We start from the raw sequence: 20,718 nt of genomic DNA, 5'->3' as shown, positions 1-20,718 counted from the left end.
TTTATTAAGATTGCCTAAATTCGGGTGCAAAGATACGAAAAAAATGCGAGTTTCTTGCATTTTTTGCGCAGAAATCATTATCTTTGCATTATCTTTACAGATAAATCGGGCGACATTCTATGCCGAACGACTAACAATTGATAATAACAAACAATGAGAATAACGACCCTCGCACCTATACGATGCATCCGTTATAACCTCGAAACAACAAAGAATCAAACGATATGAAGAAGGTAATTTTCACCCAAGAGTGGATGGCAATGCATCCATACGAGAAGCCAAACGACGTTGACCAGTACTACACAGAACTTGCCAACGAAATATATCACGCCCTTGACGAGGCATGCTTCACCCACCAGTTTCCAAACGTGGAGGAAGCCAAGCAGCTTGCACTCAGCATCGCCGGCTACTTCGAGGACATCATCTCAGGCACCTGCATCTGGAAGACCTTTACTGCCGAATGCAAGAAGCGCTACGGCTCCTACATCCCTTTCTATGAGAACGAGGACGATTTCATCCAGAATACCCTGAACGAAAATATGCCTCCATACGACCCGGACGAAATCAACTTTGCCGACATCAAGTTCCTCTGCTGGCATCATTATCAGCAGAGCAGTCATGTGCAGGGAGCCGTGCCTTTCCTCTTCAGCACCATAGAGCTGGCTGCAAAGCTTGCCTACAATGTGCTCGACAAGGAGTATGAAACGGCACCAGAGAACGACCGCCTCTATGAGTTCCTCTGCGAACTGCCTACCGATGAGGATAAGTTCTATGAATATCGCGATGCACTGGCCTGGTTCCATTATGGCTGCTACTTCAACGTGGGCAACCGCTTCCGCCTTCAGATGGAGCTGGAGCGCCTCGCCCACTCTCCACAGGGCTTCAACGACATCATCGCCTACTCTATCCAGATAGAACAAACGATGAACAGCCGCAACAACCTGCTTGCCCTCACCTCTGCCGAATGGCTTGCCAAGGTGAGCGAACATCATCCTGCCCACAAGCTCTGGACAGACATCGACTACAAGAGTACCCGTGCCTTCAAGATGATCAAGGAGGATGATAACTTCTTCTATCTGAAAGATGTATATGATGCTTCGGAAGAGACTTCAAAGGATGATGCAGATGAGGAGAATCTGCTCAGAGTACGCAAGGATTCAACCAACATCGAGGATGCGAGCGCATTCCTCAGCGGCGAACAGCTGATAGTTACCAACCTCTTCTACTTCGGTGGTGACTGGTGGCAGACGGGTGCCTTGCTGAACCCTCCTTACGAGGAGAACAAGGAGCAGATTGAGGCAGAGAAAGACCGCCTGAACCACAAGCAGCCTATCCACGATTACAACCTGCTCAAGGCGAAAGATTTCGGGGATAAGTTCATCTTCCTGGAGGATGTCAAGACCCTGAAGGAGTTCTTGCAGGAGGTAGGCATCGAATTACCTGCCAACATCAAGTTCCCTCCAAAATACGAGAAGGGAATCATCGTTTGCGGAAGTCCATATACGGGCATCAACATCTGTTTCGGTATGGCTCATTGCATTGCAGCTCCTGAGAATCCATATTACAACGCTGAGCGTGCAGAAGTTGATGCTTTCAACATCATCAGCGGCAACGGTCGCCCATTCCCTTACGAGATTGTGTGCAAGCTGATAGACAACAACATGTTGCCTGATGCCAACCTCTTCACCAGCCGATACGTAAAGGAGGCAGGCTTGAAGATTACCCAGGCAAACCTCCAGTTCCTTGCCGATTACTATCTGATGGGCAGAAAGGACAAGGATCTGTCGCCAGCAGAATTGTGGTAAAATCATATTGAAAAGAGCGGAAAAACAACTGTTAACTGTTAACTTTGTTAACCCCCGGTTGTTCTTCCGCTCTTTTTTATTTTTAGTAATTTCTCAGTTAGTTATTCCAAAATCACTAATTTAAAATTTGCTTACACTTGATTAACCAAGCCGCACTTCATAATGTAACAGCCGTTAAATTAATGTGCGTTAAATAAACAGTGCAAAGATACAATATTTGTCGTCAAATTCCCCAAATCTCGAAAAAAACATACTTTTGGGGGATTTAAAGGCAAAAAGTTAAGATATAAGACAAATTAGAAATCAAAAAGGGCACGATTACTCGTGCCCAAAAGAATTCTTTACCTACTGATCTGATAAGAGGGAGTTAGCAGGCTTCACTCCCAATGATGATTGATCTAATAATTCTTTCCTCTCTGAGTGTTCTAGAATATCCAAAGAGGGAAAGGCAAACTTTCGCTTAAAGATTGACGTTGATGTGCACGCGTACACAGCAAAGCACAAATAACAAAAACATGGTATCCCACATACTTGCTAAAATTTTTAATTAATTTACTCATCTACAAAATTACTTGAATCTATCATTATATTGCGTTCGTTAGCCAAAGCTATTGAACAGCAACTTTCTTCACACTACCATCGCTATACTTCACGATGTTCAAGCCCTTGGTTGGAGTAGCCAATCGCTGACCATTTACTGAATAGCGAGAGAGTTCCTTGGCATCGGTAGAGGTTGTTACCTTATCAATGCCAGTAGGATCGTATTCTACAATATTTCCAAAATCGCCCCATACGTCAGCAAGGAAATAGTCCTGCTCTGTGCCTTGTGGTACATACAAAGTACATTTACTGACATCAGCCTTATTAAACGCTTTGCCTGCAGAAATCGGAGTTGACCAGCTAACATGTACAGACTGTAAGGATGAGCAATTTTTGAAAGCATACTCACCTAAAGAGTTTACGCTAGAAGGTATAGTCAAACTAGTTAAATAACTACAGTTAGAGAAGGCATATTTGCCAATTTTAGTAACACCATCAGGTATGGTTAAACTCGTTAATCCGCTACAGCCATAGAATGCGCTACTGCCTATCGTGGTAATACCTGCAGGAAGGTTTAAACTCGTTAATCTGCTACAGTTCTTGAATGCGCTTTCGCCTATCCTTTTAATATTAGCAGGAAGGGTTAAACTCGTTAATCCGGTACAGTCTCTGAATGCGTTCTTGTCTATTTGGGTAACTCCATTAGGTATGGTTATACTCGTTAATCCGCTACAGCCATAGAATGCATCATCGCCTATTGAGGTAATACCAGCAGGAAGGGTTAAACTCGTTAATCCGCTACAACCTTCGAATGCGCTACCGCCTATTGTGGTAATACCAGCAGGAAGGGTTAAACTCGTTAATCCGCTACAGCCATAGAATGCATCATCGCCTATTGAGGTAATACCAGCAGGAAGGGTTAAACTCGTTAATCCGCTACAGGAAGAGAATGCGTAAGAGCTTATCTCGGTAATACCAGCAGGAAGGGTTAAACTCGTTAATCCGCTACAGCCCTTGAATGCGCTACTGCCTATCTCGGTAATACCATCAGGAAGGGTTAAACTCGTTAATCCGCTACAATATTCGAATGCCTCATCGCCTATCTCGGTAATACCAGCAGGAAGGGTTAAACTCGTTAATCCGCTACAGCCCTTGAATGCGCACTTGCCTATTACATCATTAGAAGTATAACAATTTTTATAATAATAAACATCATTTTCATAATAATAATACTTATTATAATAATAACCACCTTCTACAATCTTTGCCTCGGACAAATCTAATACAGAGAGTTTTCCTTCAGTAGATTTACCATCATAACCACTTCCAGCCATCTCACGGATAAAACACCAATCAGTACCATTAACTTCACCAACAATCTTCAACTTGGTAATCAGATTCTTCTTACTACTTCCAATCTTGTCTGGTAAAGTACCTGCCTTATCCAACTTGATGGTGATTTGCCTTGTAATCAAGTCGTCATCAGCAGCTTGGATTGATAAACAACCAAGCAACATAAATACCGCAGTTAAAAACAGCCCTTTAAACGTAAATGTTCTCATAAATTTTAATTTTATATTCTTTCTCCTATTATAATATTATAATACTTGTTAGCCCAGTTACTATAGGCTCTCCTTCATCACCTTTGCTTAATTCGCAATTGCAGGTAAAAAAGAAGTTGTCTTCTAGAACTCCATCCTCCTTTTCAATACCCAATTTAACACGACCACTTACATTCCAATGTGAGTCGGTCTCAGAAGGTAGTTGGATACTTCCCGGTTCTAAAATTGCACTCTTTACCTTTAACCCTTTCGCATTCCCCAAGAATGAAATTGAAGAAACATGTGTACGGACATAGTCAGCTATCGCTTTCATTTTATCCGCTTTAACATCAAATGATAACTTTGGTCGTACCATAATCGTACTTTTTAATGTGAAACAATCTGTTAACTACACAACAAAAAGAAAGCGTGAACTTGCCCGTTGCTCGCTTCATGAACAGAGGCCCTGGCAAGCCCATCTTATCGAAACGAACAACATCGAAGCCCACGCCGATATGATACACTTATCCCTATACAGAATTGGACACCCTACTTGCGGAGGGTGCCACATCAGTACAGAGATGTGGATATACACATCCCGAGAGCATCTACCGTTGCATAGTCTTTGATAAGATTCTGAAACTGCCAGGTTTCTGTTCATCAAGAACTAAGCGCATAGTAAACGCACTTTAATATTATGTATGATACCTCTACCCTCCCAAGTCCTCGTCTCAGCCATCTACCCTCTTGAAAAGGAAGAAAAGCATCAACTCGGCGTGAGCGAACGGGTATCTGCGTGCAAAGGTAATGAAAATAATCGGAAAGTCGTATCATTTCCGATTATTTTTTTCAAGAAACATAAAGATTCTGTTGTGTGAAGGCACACAAACAGCCACAAAAGCCCTTTATCTATTCTACTTTGAACAAATCATCCAGCACCACCTCGTTCTGAATGTTTTGCCAACCAGCATTATGCTCTACACCATACGAAGTTATCATTGTTAAATGGAGAGTCTTCTTCGTTCCTGTAGCTTGCCTGAACAACTCCCTGCGCTTGATTAACCAAGCCGCATAATCGGGAATAATGGAATAAGTACACAAGTAAAAATACAAAAGTCTACTACGCTAACCCCTTAAAAAATGGCGTTAGCGTAGTAGACTTTTGATATTTAAGAGAAGAAGGTACAGAAAAACAGCTGTTAACTGTTAACTCTGTTAACCCCTATTTCAGATTCTTATTCAGAAACTCCAGCATTTTCTCCTGCGCCTTCAAACCGCAGGAATGAGGAATATCCCAAAGCTCGGTATCCAGCAGATTATCAGTTCCCTGACTCTTCCAAACCTTGTGCATTTCGCTGAAAGCATCTTCTACACCAGGCACGGGGAAGAGCTTGTCTTTTGTGCCATTGATGAAGAGCATCGGCTTCGGACAGGCGAGGGAGGCGATGTGAGGATAGTCGAGATATTGCCTCAACCCCGGGATGCAATTCGCAAAACCGCCATTCTCCTTTCTTCCGAATCTCCGGGTAAGCTGCGCGTCCGTAGTAATCATCCAGCAGATAGAAGCACCCGCCTTGATTCTATCCGATAAGGCAGAGAGCATCCACGAGCGATAGGCTCCCATCGAACACCCCACGCATCCGATACGCTTCGCATCTACCATCGGCAGCGAAGCCAGGAACTCGGTGCTGGCGATATCATCGTAAGTCATGAAGGCAGAGAGGTCTCTACCCAGCATCATCATATTGCCGGCTATCAGGTCGTATTTGTTTCTATCCACGCCTTCCTTCCGGCCTCGTTCTCCCCACATCGGAGCATCTGCCGAAAAGACCACGTAACCATGTTTCGCCAGATAATCGCCCACGTACTGATTATCATAAAGCTGCTTTGCCCACGCATCCGCATCATCCAAGATTTCCTGACAGAGTGCCTGCTTCGTAGGGGAATCTTTTTCTTCCGGAGTAAAGAAAGGGCGAACCATCTTCTCCTTTCCGATAAAGAGATGAGCGCCATGATCATGAAGCGCATTGACTGTTGGGAACGGGCCCTTGCCATCCGGAATCAGGAGATAAGCCGTAATTCGGGAATAGGCGTTGATATTAAAGGCGATTTTCTGCGCCTTATATCCGTCTCTCTGTTCCTCGCCCAATACTTCCATATTCCAAGCCGCAGCCGCTTTCGGAGGCGTCATCATGCATTCAAACACCTTCGCTCTTGTCGCCTTCTTCCATTTTTTGAAGTTCTTAATCGGACTGTTTCCCCAAGCCATCGGATACGTCAGTTCCTTCTTCAGCGTTTCTACATAGGTAGGAATCTCTCCCTGCCATTCATACTTCTCCCGCTTCTGAAACTTCGGCTTCGAAGGGGTTTGTGCAAGCGATACAGAGGTCTGAGCAAGCGATACAGAGGTCTGAGCAAGCGCAACCGACGCCTGCAACAATGCAATAATACTATATGTGATAATCCTTTTCATTCTATCTTTCTGTTTATAATTTTGTTGATAAGAAATCTATCTTCCTGTTTATAAGATTAGTTATAGTTTGCAAAATTAAGAAATTATCCGCAAAAAGAGTCCAATAATCTCGAAATTTTTGCGTACCTTTGCCTAAACATCTATAAATAACGGATAAAACATTATCAAATAGAAGATAAAATATCAATAAACAACAGATAAAACATCATCAAATAGAAAAATAAAGACATGAAAATAGCAGTTTTTTGTTCAGCAAATAAGAATATCGACCCCGACTTCTTCACGATGACTGAAGAGATGGGAAAGTGGATGGCTGAGAACGGCCACGACCTGGTTTTCGGCGGCTGCAACTCTGGTCTGATGGATTGCATCGGCAAGGCAGTGAAGGCGAATGGCGGCAGAACCATCGGTGTGGTTCCTACGCTTGTAGAGCGAGGAGGCAGAACCTTCCCTGACCTCGACATCGAGATTCCGTGTGATAATCTCAGCGACCGCAAGGACCTGATGCTTGCCCAGAGCGACATCTTCGTAGCCCTTCCTGGCGGCATCGGCACCCTGGATGAAATCTTCACCATCGCCGCCGCCCACACCATCGGCTACCACCACAAGATGGTGATTCTCTACAACATGAAAGGCTTCTGGAACTCCACTATTGCTCTTTTGGACGATATGGCAGAGAAAAGCATGATTCGTGGCAATTGGCGAGATGTGATTGAAGTGGCGGATAACCTGGAAGAGTTAAAGGTGATAGTTGAAAATTCCCATTAATATGATTTTTCGGCAAACTTGCACATTTCTCATAGCAAAAAGTGGCAAACTTGCACATTTTTGATATTAAGGAAGGAATAGAAGCCTATAAACGAAACACTCAGAAACAAAAGAAAGAGCGGAAAAACAACTGTTAACTCTGTTAACCCCAGTTGTTCTTCCGCCCTTGATATTTTCTTCAAGACCATCTATCCCTTATTTTCTTTCCCCAAAAGGAAATCGGAGAGGCTCATCATCAGAATGCCTTCTTCATTATAACCCGAACGATACCTATCCCCTACGATTATCAGTTTGCGGAAGCCATCGTTTACATTCAAAAGAGAAGCCTGCTCCTGATCTACCTTCTCCTTATCTGGCAAGGCGTAAGCCGACTGGATATAGAGGCGTTCATCATGACGGTTCACCACGAAATCTATCTCAAGATTCCTACGCTGCAGCTTGCCATTCTCATCCCGCTTGAAGCTCTCCACTGACCCCACATCCACAGTATAACCCTGCTTCCGCAACTCGTTATAAACCACGTTTTCCATGATATGAGTGTATTCTATCTGTCGGAAATCTACCACGGCATTTCTAATACCGATGTCCTCGAAATAATACTTGGTACCAGTACCAATATATTTGCGCCCCTTCACATCATAGCGCAAAGCCTCGCTGATGATGAAGGAATCCTGCAGGTTCTCCAGATACCTGCCAATGGTTTTAGTACCGATTTCCACTCCTCCAACAGATTTGAACGTATTAGAAATTCTCTGCACATTTGTACAGGAACCAATCGTAGAAGCCAGAAGGCGCACCAACTCGCGCATTCCATCAGAATTCTTCAGGCGATTACGCTCCAAAACATCCTTCAGATAAACCGTCTCGTAAATCTCACGAAGATAACTCTGTTTCGCTTCAGGAGTTTCCATCTGCGCCACAGCAGGCAATCCACCATAAAGATAATAGGTTTCCAGGGCTTGACGCTCCTCTCCTCCTACCACTTCATAATATTCAGAAAAACTCAGTGGATGAATTCGGATTTCCCAACCTCGACCACGAAACTCAGTTATCACATCCTTCGATAAGAATCGGGCATTGGAACCAGTAACATACACTTCGGCATTCTCTACATGGAGATAAGAGTTGAGCACATCCTCAAACTCCTTCACCATCTGTACCTCATCAAGAAGAATGTAATACCTATCCTTATCTTTCATCAAAGCATCGATATGCTCCAGCAAAGCATCAGGATCACGGAGTTTCTTGTTTCTACGGTCTTCAAGATTTACTTGTATGATATGATCTTCCGCAACACCTCTTTCAAGCAAATGCTTGCGGAAGATGTTGAACAAAAAAAAGGATTTACCACAACGGCGAATGCCGGTGATAATCTTTATCATCCCATTGCCTTCTGCCGAAATGAGTTCTTTCAAGTATGCTTTACGTTCAAAATACATAGTTTTATGACGTTTTTTTGTGTCAAGACACGGTTTTCAGTCGCAAATATACGCTTTTTACACAACTTCACCAAGTTTTATCGTAATTTACACGAAATATTTAAAGGTATTTAAACAAAGAAAGAGCGGAAAAACAACTGTTAACTCTGTTAACCCCAGCTGTTCTTCCGCCCTTAAACTTTTATTCCGCCAGCAGCTTCTCAGCCATCGCCTTACCCAGAGCCTCGCACTGCGCCTTTACCTCTGGAGTAATCGCCTGCTTCATATCTACCGGCTCGCCCACAGGCTCATAGTGGAGCTTGGTTTCGTTCCACTCCTGAATCTTAGCCACAGCCTTGCTTGCCCAGCAATGAGAACCATACCAGCCAAGAAGGTGGTTCTTGACGTCCTTATTGGCAAGCTCAGAGAGGAGGACCTCCATCTCGTGATAAAGACCGGCATTGTAGGTTGGAGCACCCACGATGAGACCCTTATAGCGGAAGATGTCGCGCAGGATGTAGCTGTGGTGAGTCTTCGAGATATTATACATCACGATGTTCTTCACGCCAGCCTTGCTTGCTGCACGGGCGATGATTTCGGCCATACGCTCGGTGTTGCCGTACATGGTGCCGTAGCAGATAACCAAGCCCGGCTCCGTCTCGTACTTCGACATCTTATCATACATGCCGATAACCTTCTCAATATGCTCGTGCCAAACCGGACCATGGGTTGAGCAGATGTAATCCAGCTCCACGCCAGCCAACTTCTTCAACGCATTCTGAACAGGGATTCCATACTTACCCACAATGTTTGAGTAGTAGCGAACCATCTCCAGCCAGAAAGTCTCGCAGTTGATTTCCGTATCGATGATTCCGCCGTTCAGCGCACCGAAGCAGCCGAACGCATCGCCCGAGAAGAGCACCTTGTTCTTTGCATCGAGGGTTACCATCGTCTCTGGCCAGTGAACCATAGGGATGAGAACGAAGCTCAGCTCATGGTTTCCGAGTGACAGGGTTTCGCCATTCTTCACCTCTACCACGTCATCAGTTACGCCATAGAAGCCTTCCAGCATTCCCAAGGTCTTCTTGTTACCCACAATCTTGATGTTAGGGTAATATTTCTTGATGAGGGCGATGGAGCCGCTGTGGTCAGGTTCCATGTGGTTGATGATGAGGTAATCGATTTCGCGGTCGCCAATCACCTCGTGAATGTTCTCCAGGAACTGGGTGAAGAAATCTACCTCTACAGTATCTACCAGCGCTACCTTCTCATCGTCAATGATATAAGAGTTGTAGCTCACTCCGTTAGGCAAAGGCCAGAGGCCCTCGAAACGATGCTTGTTGCGGTCGTTAACGCCTACGTAATAAATCTTGTTTGTAATCTCAGTCATAATCTATATATTTTTATAATTCCTTCTTCTTTTCTTCTCCAAATTCCTTGGAAACATAATTGTAGATGTCCTTGCAGCATTCGGTGGAGAACTCCTGGGCACTCTTCAGGAGGCTATCCCATTGTGCCTCAGATAATCCACGGTCGATATCCTCGCGGGTGATTCCATCCTTAATCAGTCCGAATACGAAGCCGGCATTGAAGTTATCGCCTGCTCCGATGGTGCTCACCGGCTTCATCTTCTCCGAAGGATAACTCTTGGCAAAGCCGTTCTCGGCTCTCACCTCCACAGGCTCAGCGCCCTGGGTGCAGATAAACTTCTTGCAGTAGAAACTGATTTCGGCATTATACACCTTATCCGCATCCGGCTTCTTGTAGAGGATTCCGAAGTCCTCGTGACTGCCACGCACAAAATCGGCGTGCTCCAGGTTCTCTATCAGATTAGGCGTAATCTTCATGATCTCATTCTGATGAGAAGCACGGAAGTTGATGTCGTAATAGAGGATGGCACCGTGATTCTTGGCGTACTCCAGGAAACCGGCCACCTGAGGACGAACCACCGGATTCAGGGCGAAGAACGAACCGAAAAGCACGATGTCGCCAGGATTGATTTCGGGAGTGGCAAACTCCAGCTGGTCGTGGGGATGGTCCTTGTAGAAGATGTAGTCGGCATTGTTGTTCTCGTCGAGGAACGCCAGCGAGAGCGGCGACTTCGATTCCGGAAAGATGCTCACATTGTCGGCATTCACCCCATTATCTCTCAGAAACTGAATCACATACTCACCAATACGGTCGTTGCCCGCCTCGCTGATAAACGAAGCGTTCACGCCCGAACGTCCCAACGAGATGACTGCATTGAACGATGAGCCACCCGGTACTGCCTCTATCGGCTTGCCGTTCTTGAAGATGATGTCAAGCACGGTCTCTCCTATTCCTATAACCTTACGCATTGTTTTATGTCTCTATTATATTTTTTTGGGGACAAAGATAAGTCTTTTTGGCGATAATGCAAAATAAATGCTCAATATTTTGGATAAATTACATTTTCAATGTAACTTTGCACCTTGAAATGAAATACAATACTTATACATTAGACAACGGACTCCGCATCATCCACCTGCCATCAGATAGCCAGGTGGTGTATTGCGGCTATCAGATAAATGCCGGCACCCGCAACGAGGAGCCGGGCGAGGAGGGTTTGGCTCACTTCTGCGAGCACGTCACCTTCAAGGGCACCGAGCGCAGAAAAGCGTGGCACATACTCAACTGCTTGGAGAGTGTGGGCGGCGACCTGAATGCCTACACCAACAAGGAGGGCACGGTGTATTACTCCGCCATCCTGAAGGAGCACATCGCAAGGGCCGTGGACCTGCTTTCCGACATCGTCTTCCACTCGGTTTATCCGCAGGCGGAGATAGACAAGGAGGTGGAGGTAATCTGCGATGAGATAGAGAGCTATAATGATTCGCCTGCCGAACTGATATATGATGAGTTTGAGAATATCCTCTTCAAGGGTTCGCCGCTGGGGCATAATATTCTGGGCACAGCCGAGCAGGTTCGGGCTTTCAAGACGGAGGATGCGCTGAGGTTCACGCAGAAGCTTTACCGGCCGGATAATGCGATATTCTTCGCATACGGGGATATTGATTTCAAGAAACTGGTGAAGCTTATCGGGAAGGCGCTCACAGATGATAGTTCGGGCAAGCTTGCTGAGAAGGGTTGTCACGCAGATTTCGCAGATGACGCAGATTTCTCGGGAGAAACGGGAGACACGGGATTCGCGGGGGCACGGGATTCTGAGATTACGCAGATGTCGCAGGCTCCGCAGATGACGCAGATTTCTAGGGGAGCGATGGATTCTCAGGGAGCGATAGATTCGATGGGGTCGATGGATCCGATGGGTTCGCCTGCCGGGCAAACGATTGTGATGCAGAAGAATACCCATCAGGCTCATGTGATGATTGGAACCCGGGCTTACGATGTGAACGATGACCGCCGAATGCCGCTCTATCTGCTTAATAATATGCTGGGCGGACCTGGCATGAACGCCAAACTGAACCTCGCCCTCAGAGAGCATAACGGACTGGTTTACACCGTAGAAAGCACGATGGTTTCCTATGGCGACACGGGCACCTGGAGCATCTATTTCGGCTGCGATGAGCACGATGTGAAGCGCTGCCTCCGCCTGGTTCGCAAGGAACTGGATAAGTTCATGCAGAAGCCATTGAGCGATGCGCAGCTCAAGGCTGCCAAGAAACAGATAAAGGGTCAGATAGGCGTGGCTTGCGACAACCGCGAGAACTTCGCCCTCGACTTCGGCAAGAGCTTCCTGCATTATGGCTGGGAGAAAAACGTTGACCGCCTCTACGAGCAGGTGGATGAGATTACCGCCGCCCAGATTCAAGCCGTGGCTCAGGAACTGTTTGATAAAGACAGGCTCACCACCCTGATTTTCAAGTAGTTCTTGAAAGACAGAAGGCAATGCCCCACACGCCCTGAAAGGGCAAAAGCTTTAAAATACATTTTTAATAACTAACTTTTATACATTATGATGAAAAAAATCATGTTATCAATCTGCCTCCTCTGCGCCTGCACTACCTTACAGGCTCAAGGACGGAAGCACACAACTTTCTTTGATCAGAGAGCTACGCTCTTTGAAGTTCTCCCAACCAGCAAGAAGGACATCATCTTCCTGGGCAACAGCATCACCAACGGAGGTGAATGGGCGGAACTGCTCGGCAACCCACACGTCAAGAATCGAGGAATCAGCGGCGATAGAGCCGATACCATGCTCGACCGCCTCCACGTCATCACCAAGGGCAAGCCAGCCAAGATTTTCCTCTTGATCGGCATTAACGACCTCGCCGGAGGCCGCAGCGTCGAGGACATCGCCAAGGACATCGATGAGATTGCCGAGCGAATCAAGAACGAATCTCCTTCTACCCGACTCTATCTGCAGAGCGTTCTGCCGCTGAACCCAAAGTTCAACATGTTTGTTGACCACATGAACCGCAAGAAGGATGTTCCTGCCCTCAATGCCCTGATCAAGGACATCGCCAACCGCCGCGGCTTGACCTACATCGACCTCTTCTCTGAGTTCGTGGCTCCTGGAACCCAGGACATGAACCCAGATTATACCAACGATGGCTTGCATCTGCTCGGAAAAGGCTACCAGAACTGGGTTAGAATCCTGAAGCCATATCTTGGGAAATAAATTCAAAAGAGATAGATTTACCTACATATCAATAAGTTACGTAATTTCTTCTATGTGGTAAATCTCAAAATCATCCTCGAATAGGGGTATAAACAAAGAAAATCGGGCTGTTAACTGTTAACCTGTTAACCGCCCGATTCCTTTTTATATAATGTATGTCTGATTTTTTGTTGTTAAACGAAAAAAGGAGCATCATCCGCTCCTCATCCGGAAAGCCCCATTGGCTCCCCTCCTACATTCTGGAAGCCCCTTTGGCTTCCTGCTTTGCTTCAATTACTGTTTTTGAACTTTTAATGTTCTTTACTTTTAAATACCTGAACTTCTTAAAGTCTCTGAACTTCATAAAGTTCATTACCTCGTTGGCTTTTACTTAAGCGAGCTTGTTGCTTGCTGCGCCAACTGTTGCAGCGAATGCTACTACTGCTGCGAATGCAATTCCTAATACTAACATAACTTTTCCTTTCTTTACTTTAAATTAAACATTATCCTTTATATTAACAATCTTTCAACGTTACCCTGCTTCTCCAATCTTTCACCTTATCCAATACCTTCGTTTACCTTATCTAATACCTTCGTTATCCTTACTCTAACAATCTTTCTTCCTTATAACCAATACTTTATGTTACCTGAACTAACAATCTTTTATCCTTCTTTCTTAATTCCGGTGCAAAGATACAAACTTTTGTGTTCGCACACAAATGTTTTAGAAGAAAAGTTTCAGAAACCCCCGATTTCTTGATAAAGGTCAAGTACCTTTACATTCTCGTTACGAAATCAGGAGGGTGTGTCAAAAGTCCAAGACACACCCTCTTTTTTTGTTGCTTCATCGTTTTTCTTCATCGGATTACGCTGAGTTAACGGAACATTCTTGCTTCACGGATTACGCACGGAATTTAAACGGATTTGGCCTTACGGCCATTGGGCTAGCGCATTCGCATTCCAGCTTTAGGGGGTATCGCCACGACCGCCAGGTCGAGTTTCCGTTTAAAATCCGTGAGTAATCCGAGGAAGGCGGTTAAAGTTCCGTTTATTCTGCGTAATCCGATGAATAATGACACACCCTCCTAATCTATTCTACGCTGCCATTCCCGGAGTTCCATAATGCCCATACTTGCCTATGAACTTAGCCGTCTTCGAGAAGGTGCCATCCTCGTTCTTCACGATGAAGCCACGCTTCTTCCAGTTGCACAGCAAGATGGCAAGCTTCGTCTTCGTGCCGTGAATCTGACACACACGCTGAATCTCCACCTTATCAAACGTATCGTGAACAAAGAGCAGAAGATTGCTCACACCCGTAGCATGATAAACCATACGACTGTCGGCATCTATCGCCTCCTGCATCTGATTGCCGAAGAAACGCATCTTGCACCATAAATCATACTTCACGCTCCACTCTATGAAATCCTCTATCGGCTTCTCCCACTTCTCGCCGTTAGCCAGATAAAGCACCATCGCACGGCGGAAACCATTCGCCAAACCACGCTTGGCAAACTCGGCGTATGGCTTGTTGTAAGCCAGCTGAGCCGTCTCCATAATCTCATTCTCCAGTCGCTCGATGAGCAGTCGCGCCTTCTTGCAATCCTTGAAACCGCTGGTGCCGTTGAGATGATGAATGTAAGGAGCCAACTGCGCCTTGAACAGGGCATCATACTCGCCTACCACCGGACGCGGAGCGAAATCGGGACGGATGATAGTGGCTAGCGACAAGCGGCTCACGGCACCATCAGCCACCTCTCTTACCGAGAAGAACTTCTGGGTAACGGCGATGGTGCTCGAAGCATTCCAGTTGAAACGGGTCTTCACCTGCGCCGTAACGCTCTTTACGCCCACACGCTCCTGGCCATCCAGCGAGCAATCCCAGCAGCAGCGAATCAGCTGACTAGGGTCGTTGAACTTCTTGAGCATATCCACCTCGTCCATCTTGCAGTAGAGGAAGCCGTCGCCAGCCTTCTGCACATCGTCGAGACGCTGAATGTAGGCGGCACGGGTAAGGTCGGGCGAAACGATGCGGATGCAGATATCCTCCGGGCGCACCGGCTTTTTCTTGTTGTCGCCCATGGTGCTCACCTCGTCCTTCCAGTCCTGCTCCTTCTGGCGGTTCACCTTATCCATCTGCACCAGGTCGTCGATGATGCAGTCGATAGGACCGTTCACCAGCGATTTGCCCGAAGACATCGCTGCCACCAGCAGATTCATCATCGCCGGCTCGTGCACCTGGTTATCGGTGTATCTGAAGCTTACGCCCTTGAGGTGGGCGGCAAGCGGTGGGAACACCGCCATCGCTACGGCTGGCTTGAAATCGGCAGGCACCTTGCTGGTGAGCAGCTTCACGAGCTTAGGCAGCTTGACAGGCATCTGAGGGGGAACATCGGCGTAGATTCCCGCCTTCTCGGTGGCTTGCTGAGCCAGATAATTCTTGCGGGCAAATTCTATCGCCACCTTCACCTTTTCTGGCATTACGGCAGATTGAGCCACCTTGCAAGCACTGTCCACGGTAGCAAAAGCCTTCTGCTCGTCCTCGCCATAGATAAGGATTACCTGCTTGATCCATTCGGGGTCGTTGTTGCAGATGTAACGCAGATAAAGCGCCTCTCTGTAGATGAAGTTGTTGCGATTGCCCGTAGCCGGATCAGGACCTATCTGCGCCGCCAGCTCCTTCACAATCACCTCGTAAGGAATGCCCTCGTAGGTCTGTTCATACTGCACAGTATTGGCTGCCTTTCTCGCCTTCTCCTCCTCGCTCTCTATCGGCTGGAAATCTACGGTTGGAGCGGCAGAAGATGATGATGATGAAGAAATATCCAGCGGACGGCCGTCGATATCCAATCCTCTCTTTCTATAAGCCTCACGATATTCTGCCACGGCCTCCTCGTCCAGGCGCTTGTACCAGTCGTCGGCTGTATAGATCTGGCTGGTTGCATCGGTGATGAAGATGATGCGCTCGGGAGTTACGCAGCTAGGGTCTTCGGTGGCATGGATGAGCTTGCAGAAGGCACTCTGCGCCTCGGCGATGGTCATTCCCACCGGGATACGGATATCGATGTGCGCCTTGTTGCGAGCCGAACGTTCCACGTGAAGCACTTTTCCCTTCCAAAGCTCGATGTCATCGGCAGAGAAAATCTTCTCACGGAAGAGCTTCTCCTCTGCATCATCAAACATCCCATTCAACAGCAGGGCATTCTTCACCGCCGTCTCTACCTCCTCCGGGTTATCGATATCAACGGTGGTTTGGAAGGTGAAGGATTCCGGGTCAATGGTTTTCTGGGCACGATGGTCGTCGATGAAATGGAAGTAGTGAGGCGAGCGGAACGGCAACTGCTTCTTCAGGAAGCCCACCTGCTTATCCAGCTGCTTGTAGGCCTCGCCCGCCTTCATCTCCTCCTGCTGGGCAGTGAGGTCGCGAATCTGCCCTACGAGCTGGGCGAGCCAAGGCTGCTTGGTAAGCTCGGTGTAGTAATCGAGGAGGAAAGTAGAAATCTTACCCATGTTCGCATTGCGATTAGGGTTCATGGCGACGAGACGGCTGCTCATCTGCTTGCACTCATCAAAAGAAAGATTGTTTTTTACCATTTGAATATTATTTTATGTTAAACAATGACTGGAATACTGAAAACCAGCCACTTCTCTTCCGAAAAGCGATGCAAAGATAAACAAAAAAAAAGCCGTTTACAAGTTTTTTCTGGAATAAAAAAGCAGGGGTATAAGGAGGGGTATAAAAAGGTATAAAAGTATAAACAAAGGGTATAAGAGGGGTATAAGCGGGGATATATTAATACCCCGCTAACTACCATCTCTCGCCATCATCTCGTCATCTTTCATGGTGTTCGAGGTTGGCACTTTCTTATCCACCAATTTCGGCAAGATTTCCCTCAAGTTCACATTCTCCGAACAGGCTGTTTCTCCCAAAATCTTCTTGAAAGTATTCACAATATCGCAATAACGATTGAATCTTTCTAAGCTTATCGAGCCCAACCCACCTGAATCAAGTTTCCACCATTCCAGAGCCGCATATTCGAAAGGTGCAGATTTCACCTGCGCAAGATCCTTCCATTTGCAGAGCGGAGCACGCTCCGTATTCTCCGGAGGTAGTTTTTCATACAGGTGGGCCAGATGTTTACAGAAGGCTGTAGGAGCTCCCATATCGAATAGCCCCCACCCGTTTAAGAGTCGGAACACAGGGAACCAGTCGGATTGCTTTTTCACCAGCAATTCAGGACAGCCGTTTTTCTTATAAACCGCTATCTTCGGAATTATCAAATCAACCAATCGCATGAATTTCTCTTTCTTCACTTCGTTCGAAGGCTTGGCACCCACCGCCTTCATCGCCTTCAGCGATGCCACATCGCCGTGTTTCCCCCACTGCTTCACATCATTCACCCTGCCGCTCTTAATCATCAGAATGATGCCCGAAAGCAGGGGAATCATCATCTTTCTGGGCACTCGCTTGTAGAACACCTGGCGCAGGAAATCCACGGGGTCGGCCTTGAACACACGATAAAGGTTAAAGGGGAATGCCCCCAGCTGGTGCTCTATCTCGTCTATCTGGTCCTCATAATCGTAAGCCCCGTTTGGCTTCCCCTTGATAGCTATCGGCGTATCTATGAAAAAGCTCTTCGCCGCACTCTCTCGATATTTCGAACTGGTGATGAATCCCATCTCCGTGAGCAGAACGGCTCTGAGTTTCTGCAGTTCATCATCCTTTATCTGTCCCAGTTTCTTGAGCAGTCGGTTGCGCGCCTGGGTCATTTCTCTCGAATAATCACTTCGCTGGTTTTCCAGGAAGGCTACCAGTCGCTCTCTTGCCTCTTGCAGGTCTTTATCGAGTTCTTCCTGCAGCATCGCCATCATCTCTCCATCCTGCTCTTCAGCCTGCCCGTTCACCCCAGCATTCTTTCCTGCCAGTTGCTTCTGAATTTTGATAATGCGGTTGATTACGCCTTCCAGCATCAAGGTAGAATCGCTAAATCTAACCAGTTTATCGATGGTGTAGATAGGTCCGGTGTAGCGCCAGTCTTCATACATTCTGTCGTCGTAAATTTTGATGCGTGCCTGTTCTATTTCCTCATCGGTAGCATCTACCAGTGCTTTTACTTCGAGATAAAGCCCGGTTTTACCGTTTTCTTCCTTGCTGTCGCAAGCCATGCATCGGGTGCGCAGGCTGCTATCTCCCGATGCGATGATGGCAGCTCTTACATCCTCGGCTTCGAGTGCCGAGACAAAGCCTATAGACTTCTGCCCTTCGTAAGCCTTTACGGCTAGCAAATCAAAGGGATTGGCATCATCGGGCACTAAACAGAGGGTTTTGCCCACAGCTTCCTTGGCATACTGTACCTCGCAATTTTTCACATCATTGTGAGTGAGTCCTACTATGTGGAATTTCAGAATCTTCATAGTTGTTTATTTTATGCTGTTATAAGTTATTGTGCAGTTAGAACTGCACCATGCAGTTTTCACTGTCGTTTCTAAGTTTGCCACAAAAGTACTGTTTTTCGAGGAGACCACCAAGCATTCTCTCTAAAAACTGCAAAAATACGAGCTTAAAAAAGATACTGATGATAAGAGAGGGAAAGGGAAAGGGAAAGGAAAAGGAAAAGGGAAAAGAAAAGGGAAAGAGAAGAAAACAGAAAGACAAGGGGGTTAACAGGGTTAACAGTTAACAGCTGTTTTTTCTACCTCCCCCTTGCGTACCTTATTATATTTAAATATATATATACTTATTTTTATATATGTGTGGGAGGTGGAGTATGCATTTTTGGGGTGTTAACTGTTAACCTGTTAACTCTACCTGGTTGATGAGGGAGGAAAATGGGAACGGGAGATGAGGGCTAAACAGGCTTTAATAAGGGCCTAAGCAAGGGCTCAAATAAGGGCTTTAACGGGTCATAAATGAAGACCAAGGATGGTCATAAATGATACCTAAGGCCGGTCATCATTTATCGCTAGAAAAAGGACAAGAAAGGCTCAAGCTATGACTTCCCAGGCAGAAAGCTATGAGTTATGGGATAGGAAACTATGAGTTAGGTTTTTTAACATAAAGCTCTAAAGCAGCCAAAGGAGAATAAAAGAGGTTGGAACGTAAACAGTTGGGAATGAGTAGATTTGCACAAAGTTGCCAAATCGGCATAAAGCAAGCGAGTGAGGAATATTGAAGTAGTTCAGTTACTAAATCGTGAGCCACAGTTACCTATGCAAAGCAGGTAACAATGCGGAAAGGCAACTTTGTGCATCAACGGATTTTATTGCACTGATTCTCAATGATTTGCGTATCAAGGAACGCTTACAAAATGATTATATTTGCACACTCAAAATGTAAGCGTTATGAAAATAGAAAAATTCAAGGTGTTGCTCTACCTAAAAAAGAGCGGAATGGACAAGAATGGAAAAGCTCCCATCATGGGACGCATCACGGTGAACAGGACTATGGCGCAGTTCTCCTGCAAGTTGTCTTGCACTCCATCGCTTTGGAATCCTCGTGCCAGCCGATTGGAGGGCAAGAGCAAGGAAGCCGTGGAAACCAACAAGGACATCGGGCAGTTGTTGCTTTCCATCCAAAAGGCTTTCGATATGCTTGTGGAAAAGAGAACGGACTTCGAGGCTAAGGATGTCAAGGAGGCTTTGCAGGGCAGCGTCAAGACACAGACCACCCTTCTCTCCTTCGTGGACGAGCATATCAGTGAACTCAGCACCCATGAGGGCATCGATATGTCGAAGAGCAGTGTCTGGACTTACAGAAAGATTCGCAAGAATCTCGCTGAGTTCATCGGGGAGAAGTATAGGTTGACTGATTTTGCTTTCGGACAGCTGACCGAGCCTTTCATCAGTGATTTTCACCATTACTTGCTTGACGAGAAAGGCTTTTCATCAGGAACCATCACCATCTATGTGTCGCTCTTCAAGAAGATGTGCCGCATCGCCTTTGAGCGAGGCTTGTGCAAGAACCTGCTGTTCGCCCATTATCGGGTTGGCACTCCAAGGGTTACGACACCCAAGGCTCTCAGCATGTCTGATTTCATAAAAATCCGTGATGCGGAACTGCCCGAAGACAAGCCGAAACTATCCGTTAGCCGTGACATGTTTCTTTTCGCCTGCTATGCAGGAACAGCCTTCATAGACACCGTTTCCATCACGAAAGCCAATGTCAAGGTGTTGGAGGATGGCGACAAATGGCTCATCTATAACCGCAAGAAGACCGGAACACTTGCCAGGGTGAAACTCCTGCCCGAGGCGTTGGAGCTGATGGCGAAATACGAGGACGGGGCAAGAGATACCCTTTTCCCATTGCTGAGCACGAATCGTGTTCGTATCGACCTCATCACCATCTGCAAGTTGGCGGAAACGAGCAAGACCTATTCCTACCATTCGGGACGACACTCGTTCGCCAGCCTCATTACGCTGGAGGCTGGTGTGCCGATGGAGACCATCTGCAAGATGCTCGGTCACAAGGATGTGAAGATGACGCAGCGGTATGCGAGAGTAACCCAAAAGAAGCTGTTTGAGGACATGGACAAGTTCATCGCTGCAACCGAGAAGGACTTCGTTCTCGCATTATGAACAAGGCTTTCAACTTTTC

13 protein-coding genes are annotated in these 20,718 nt (G+C 46.5%); 5 read left to right on the top strand and 8 right to left on the bottom strand.

Annotated elements, in window-relative coordinates:
- Positions 1-224 precede the first annotated feature (224 nt).
- Positions 225-1,805: a DUF3843 family protein gene (locus tag V8Z93_RS03000; protein WP_439432353.1), complete on the top strand. Its 1,581-nt coding sequence runs from the start codon at positions 225-227 to the stop codon at positions 1,803-1,805.
- 608 nt (positions 1,806-2,413) lie between these two features.
- Here the strand turns inward: V8Z93_RS03000 and V8Z93_RS02995 are convergent.
- The 3 genes from V8Z93_RS02995 to V8Z93_RS02985 form a co-directional block, all read right to left on the bottom strand.
- The gene (locus V8Z93_RS02995; RefSeq protein WP_439432352.1) at positions 2,414-3,820 is read right to left on the bottom strand and encodes a leucine-rich repeat domain-containing protein; all 1,407 of its coding nucleotides are present in this window, start codon (positions 3,818-3,820) and stop codon (positions 2,414-2,416) included.
- 115 nt (positions 3,821-3,935) lie between these two features.
- On the bottom strand, positions 3,936-4,262 hold the full coding sequence (locus V8Z93_RS02990) for a hypothetical protein (RefSeq protein ID WP_287803381.1): 327 nt from the start codon (positions 4,260-4,262) through the stop codon (positions 3,936-3,938).
- An 846-nt stretch (positions 4,263-5,108) separates the two neighbouring features.
- Positions 5,109-6,359, bottom strand: a complete 1,251-nt coding sequence (locus V8Z93_RS02985) for an alpha/beta hydrolase family protein (RefSeq protein WP_439432351.1) — start codon at positions 6,357-6,359, stop codon at positions 5,109-5,111.
- A 228-nt stretch (positions 6,360-6,587) separates the two neighbouring features.
- On the opposite strand from V8Z93_RS02985, the gene V8Z93_RS02980 reads away from it, so the two are divergent.
- Entirely contained in the window at positions 6,588-7,127 is a 540-nt protein-coding gene (locus tag V8Z93_RS02980) for a TIGR00730 family Rossman fold protein (RefSeq protein WP_439432350.1), read from the top strand.
- A gap of 188 nt (positions 7,128-7,315) precedes the next feature.
- Here the strand turns inward: V8Z93_RS02980 and V8Z93_RS02975 are convergent, their stop codons facing one another.
- From V8Z93_RS02975 to V8Z93_RS02965, 3 genes are all read right to left on the bottom strand, one after another.
- Positions 7,316-8,566, bottom strand: a complete 1,251-nt coding sequence (locus V8Z93_RS02975; protein WP_439432349.1) for an ATP-binding protein — start codon at positions 8,564-8,566, stop codon at positions 7,316-7,318.
- A gap of 181 nt (positions 8,567-8,747) precedes the next feature.
- Positions 8,748-9,935: an FprA family A-type flavoprotein gene (locus V8Z93_RS02970; protein ID WP_040553662.1), complete on the bottom strand. Its 1,188-nt coding sequence runs from the start codon at positions 9,933-9,935 to the stop codon at positions 8,748-8,750.
- A gap of 13 nt (positions 9,936-9,948) precedes the next feature.
- Positions 9,949-10,884, bottom strand: a complete 936-nt coding sequence (locus V8Z93_RS02965) for a carbohydrate kinase family protein (RefSeq protein WP_439432348.1) — start codon at positions 10,882-10,884, stop codon at positions 9,949-9,951.
- A gap of 119 nt (positions 10,885-11,003) precedes the next feature.
- Here V8Z93_RS02965 and V8Z93_RS02960 point away from each other — a divergent pair, with 119 nt between their 5' ends.
- Positions 11,004-12,395, top strand: a complete 1,392-nt coding sequence (locus V8Z93_RS02960) for a M16 family metallopeptidase (RefSeq protein ID WP_439432347.1) — start codon at positions 11,004-11,006, stop codon at positions 12,393-12,395.
- Positions 12,396-12,485: 90 nt separating this feature from the next.
- On the top strand, positions 12,486-13,148 hold the full coding sequence (locus V8Z93_RS02955; RefSeq protein ID WP_439432813.1) for a GDSL-type esterase/lipase family protein: 663 nt from the start codon (positions 12,486-12,488) through the stop codon (positions 13,146-13,148).
- Between the two features lie 1,074 nt (positions 13,149-14,222).
- On the opposite strand, the gene V8Z93_RS02950 is transcribed toward V8Z93_RS02955, so the two are convergent.
- Complete coding sequence (locus V8Z93_RS02950) at positions 14,223-16,718, bottom strand: hypothetical protein (protein ID WP_439432346.1); 2,496 nt, start codon at positions 16,716-16,718, stop codon at positions 14,223-14,225.
- Between the two features lie 210 nt (positions 16,719-16,928).
- Positions 16,929-18,539 carry a hypothetical protein gene (locus V8Z93_RS02945; RefSeq protein WP_439432345.1) on the bottom strand — a complete coding sequence of 537 codons (1,611 nt, stop codon included), beginning with the start codon at positions 18,537-18,539 and terminating at the stop codon, positions 16,929-16,931.
- A gap of 927 nt (positions 18,540-19,466) precedes the next feature.
- On the opposite strand from V8Z93_RS02945, the gene V8Z93_RS02940 reads away from it, so the two are divergent.
- On the top strand, positions 19,467-20,699 hold the full coding sequence (locus V8Z93_RS02940; protein ID WP_439432344.1) for a phage integrase SAM-like domain-containing protein: 1,233 nt from the start codon (positions 19,467-19,469) through the stop codon (positions 20,697-20,699).
- Positions 20,700-20,718 lie beyond the last annotated feature (19 nt).

Origin of the sequence: Segatella copri (assembly GCF_051861805.1) — a bacterium.
Lineage (GTDB): Bacteria > Bacteroidota > Bacteroidia > Bacteroidales > Bacteroidaceae > Prevotella > Prevotella copri_M.
Note: the sequence above shows the minus strand (reverse complement) of the source record. Positions and strands in the feature narration are given on the sequence as shown.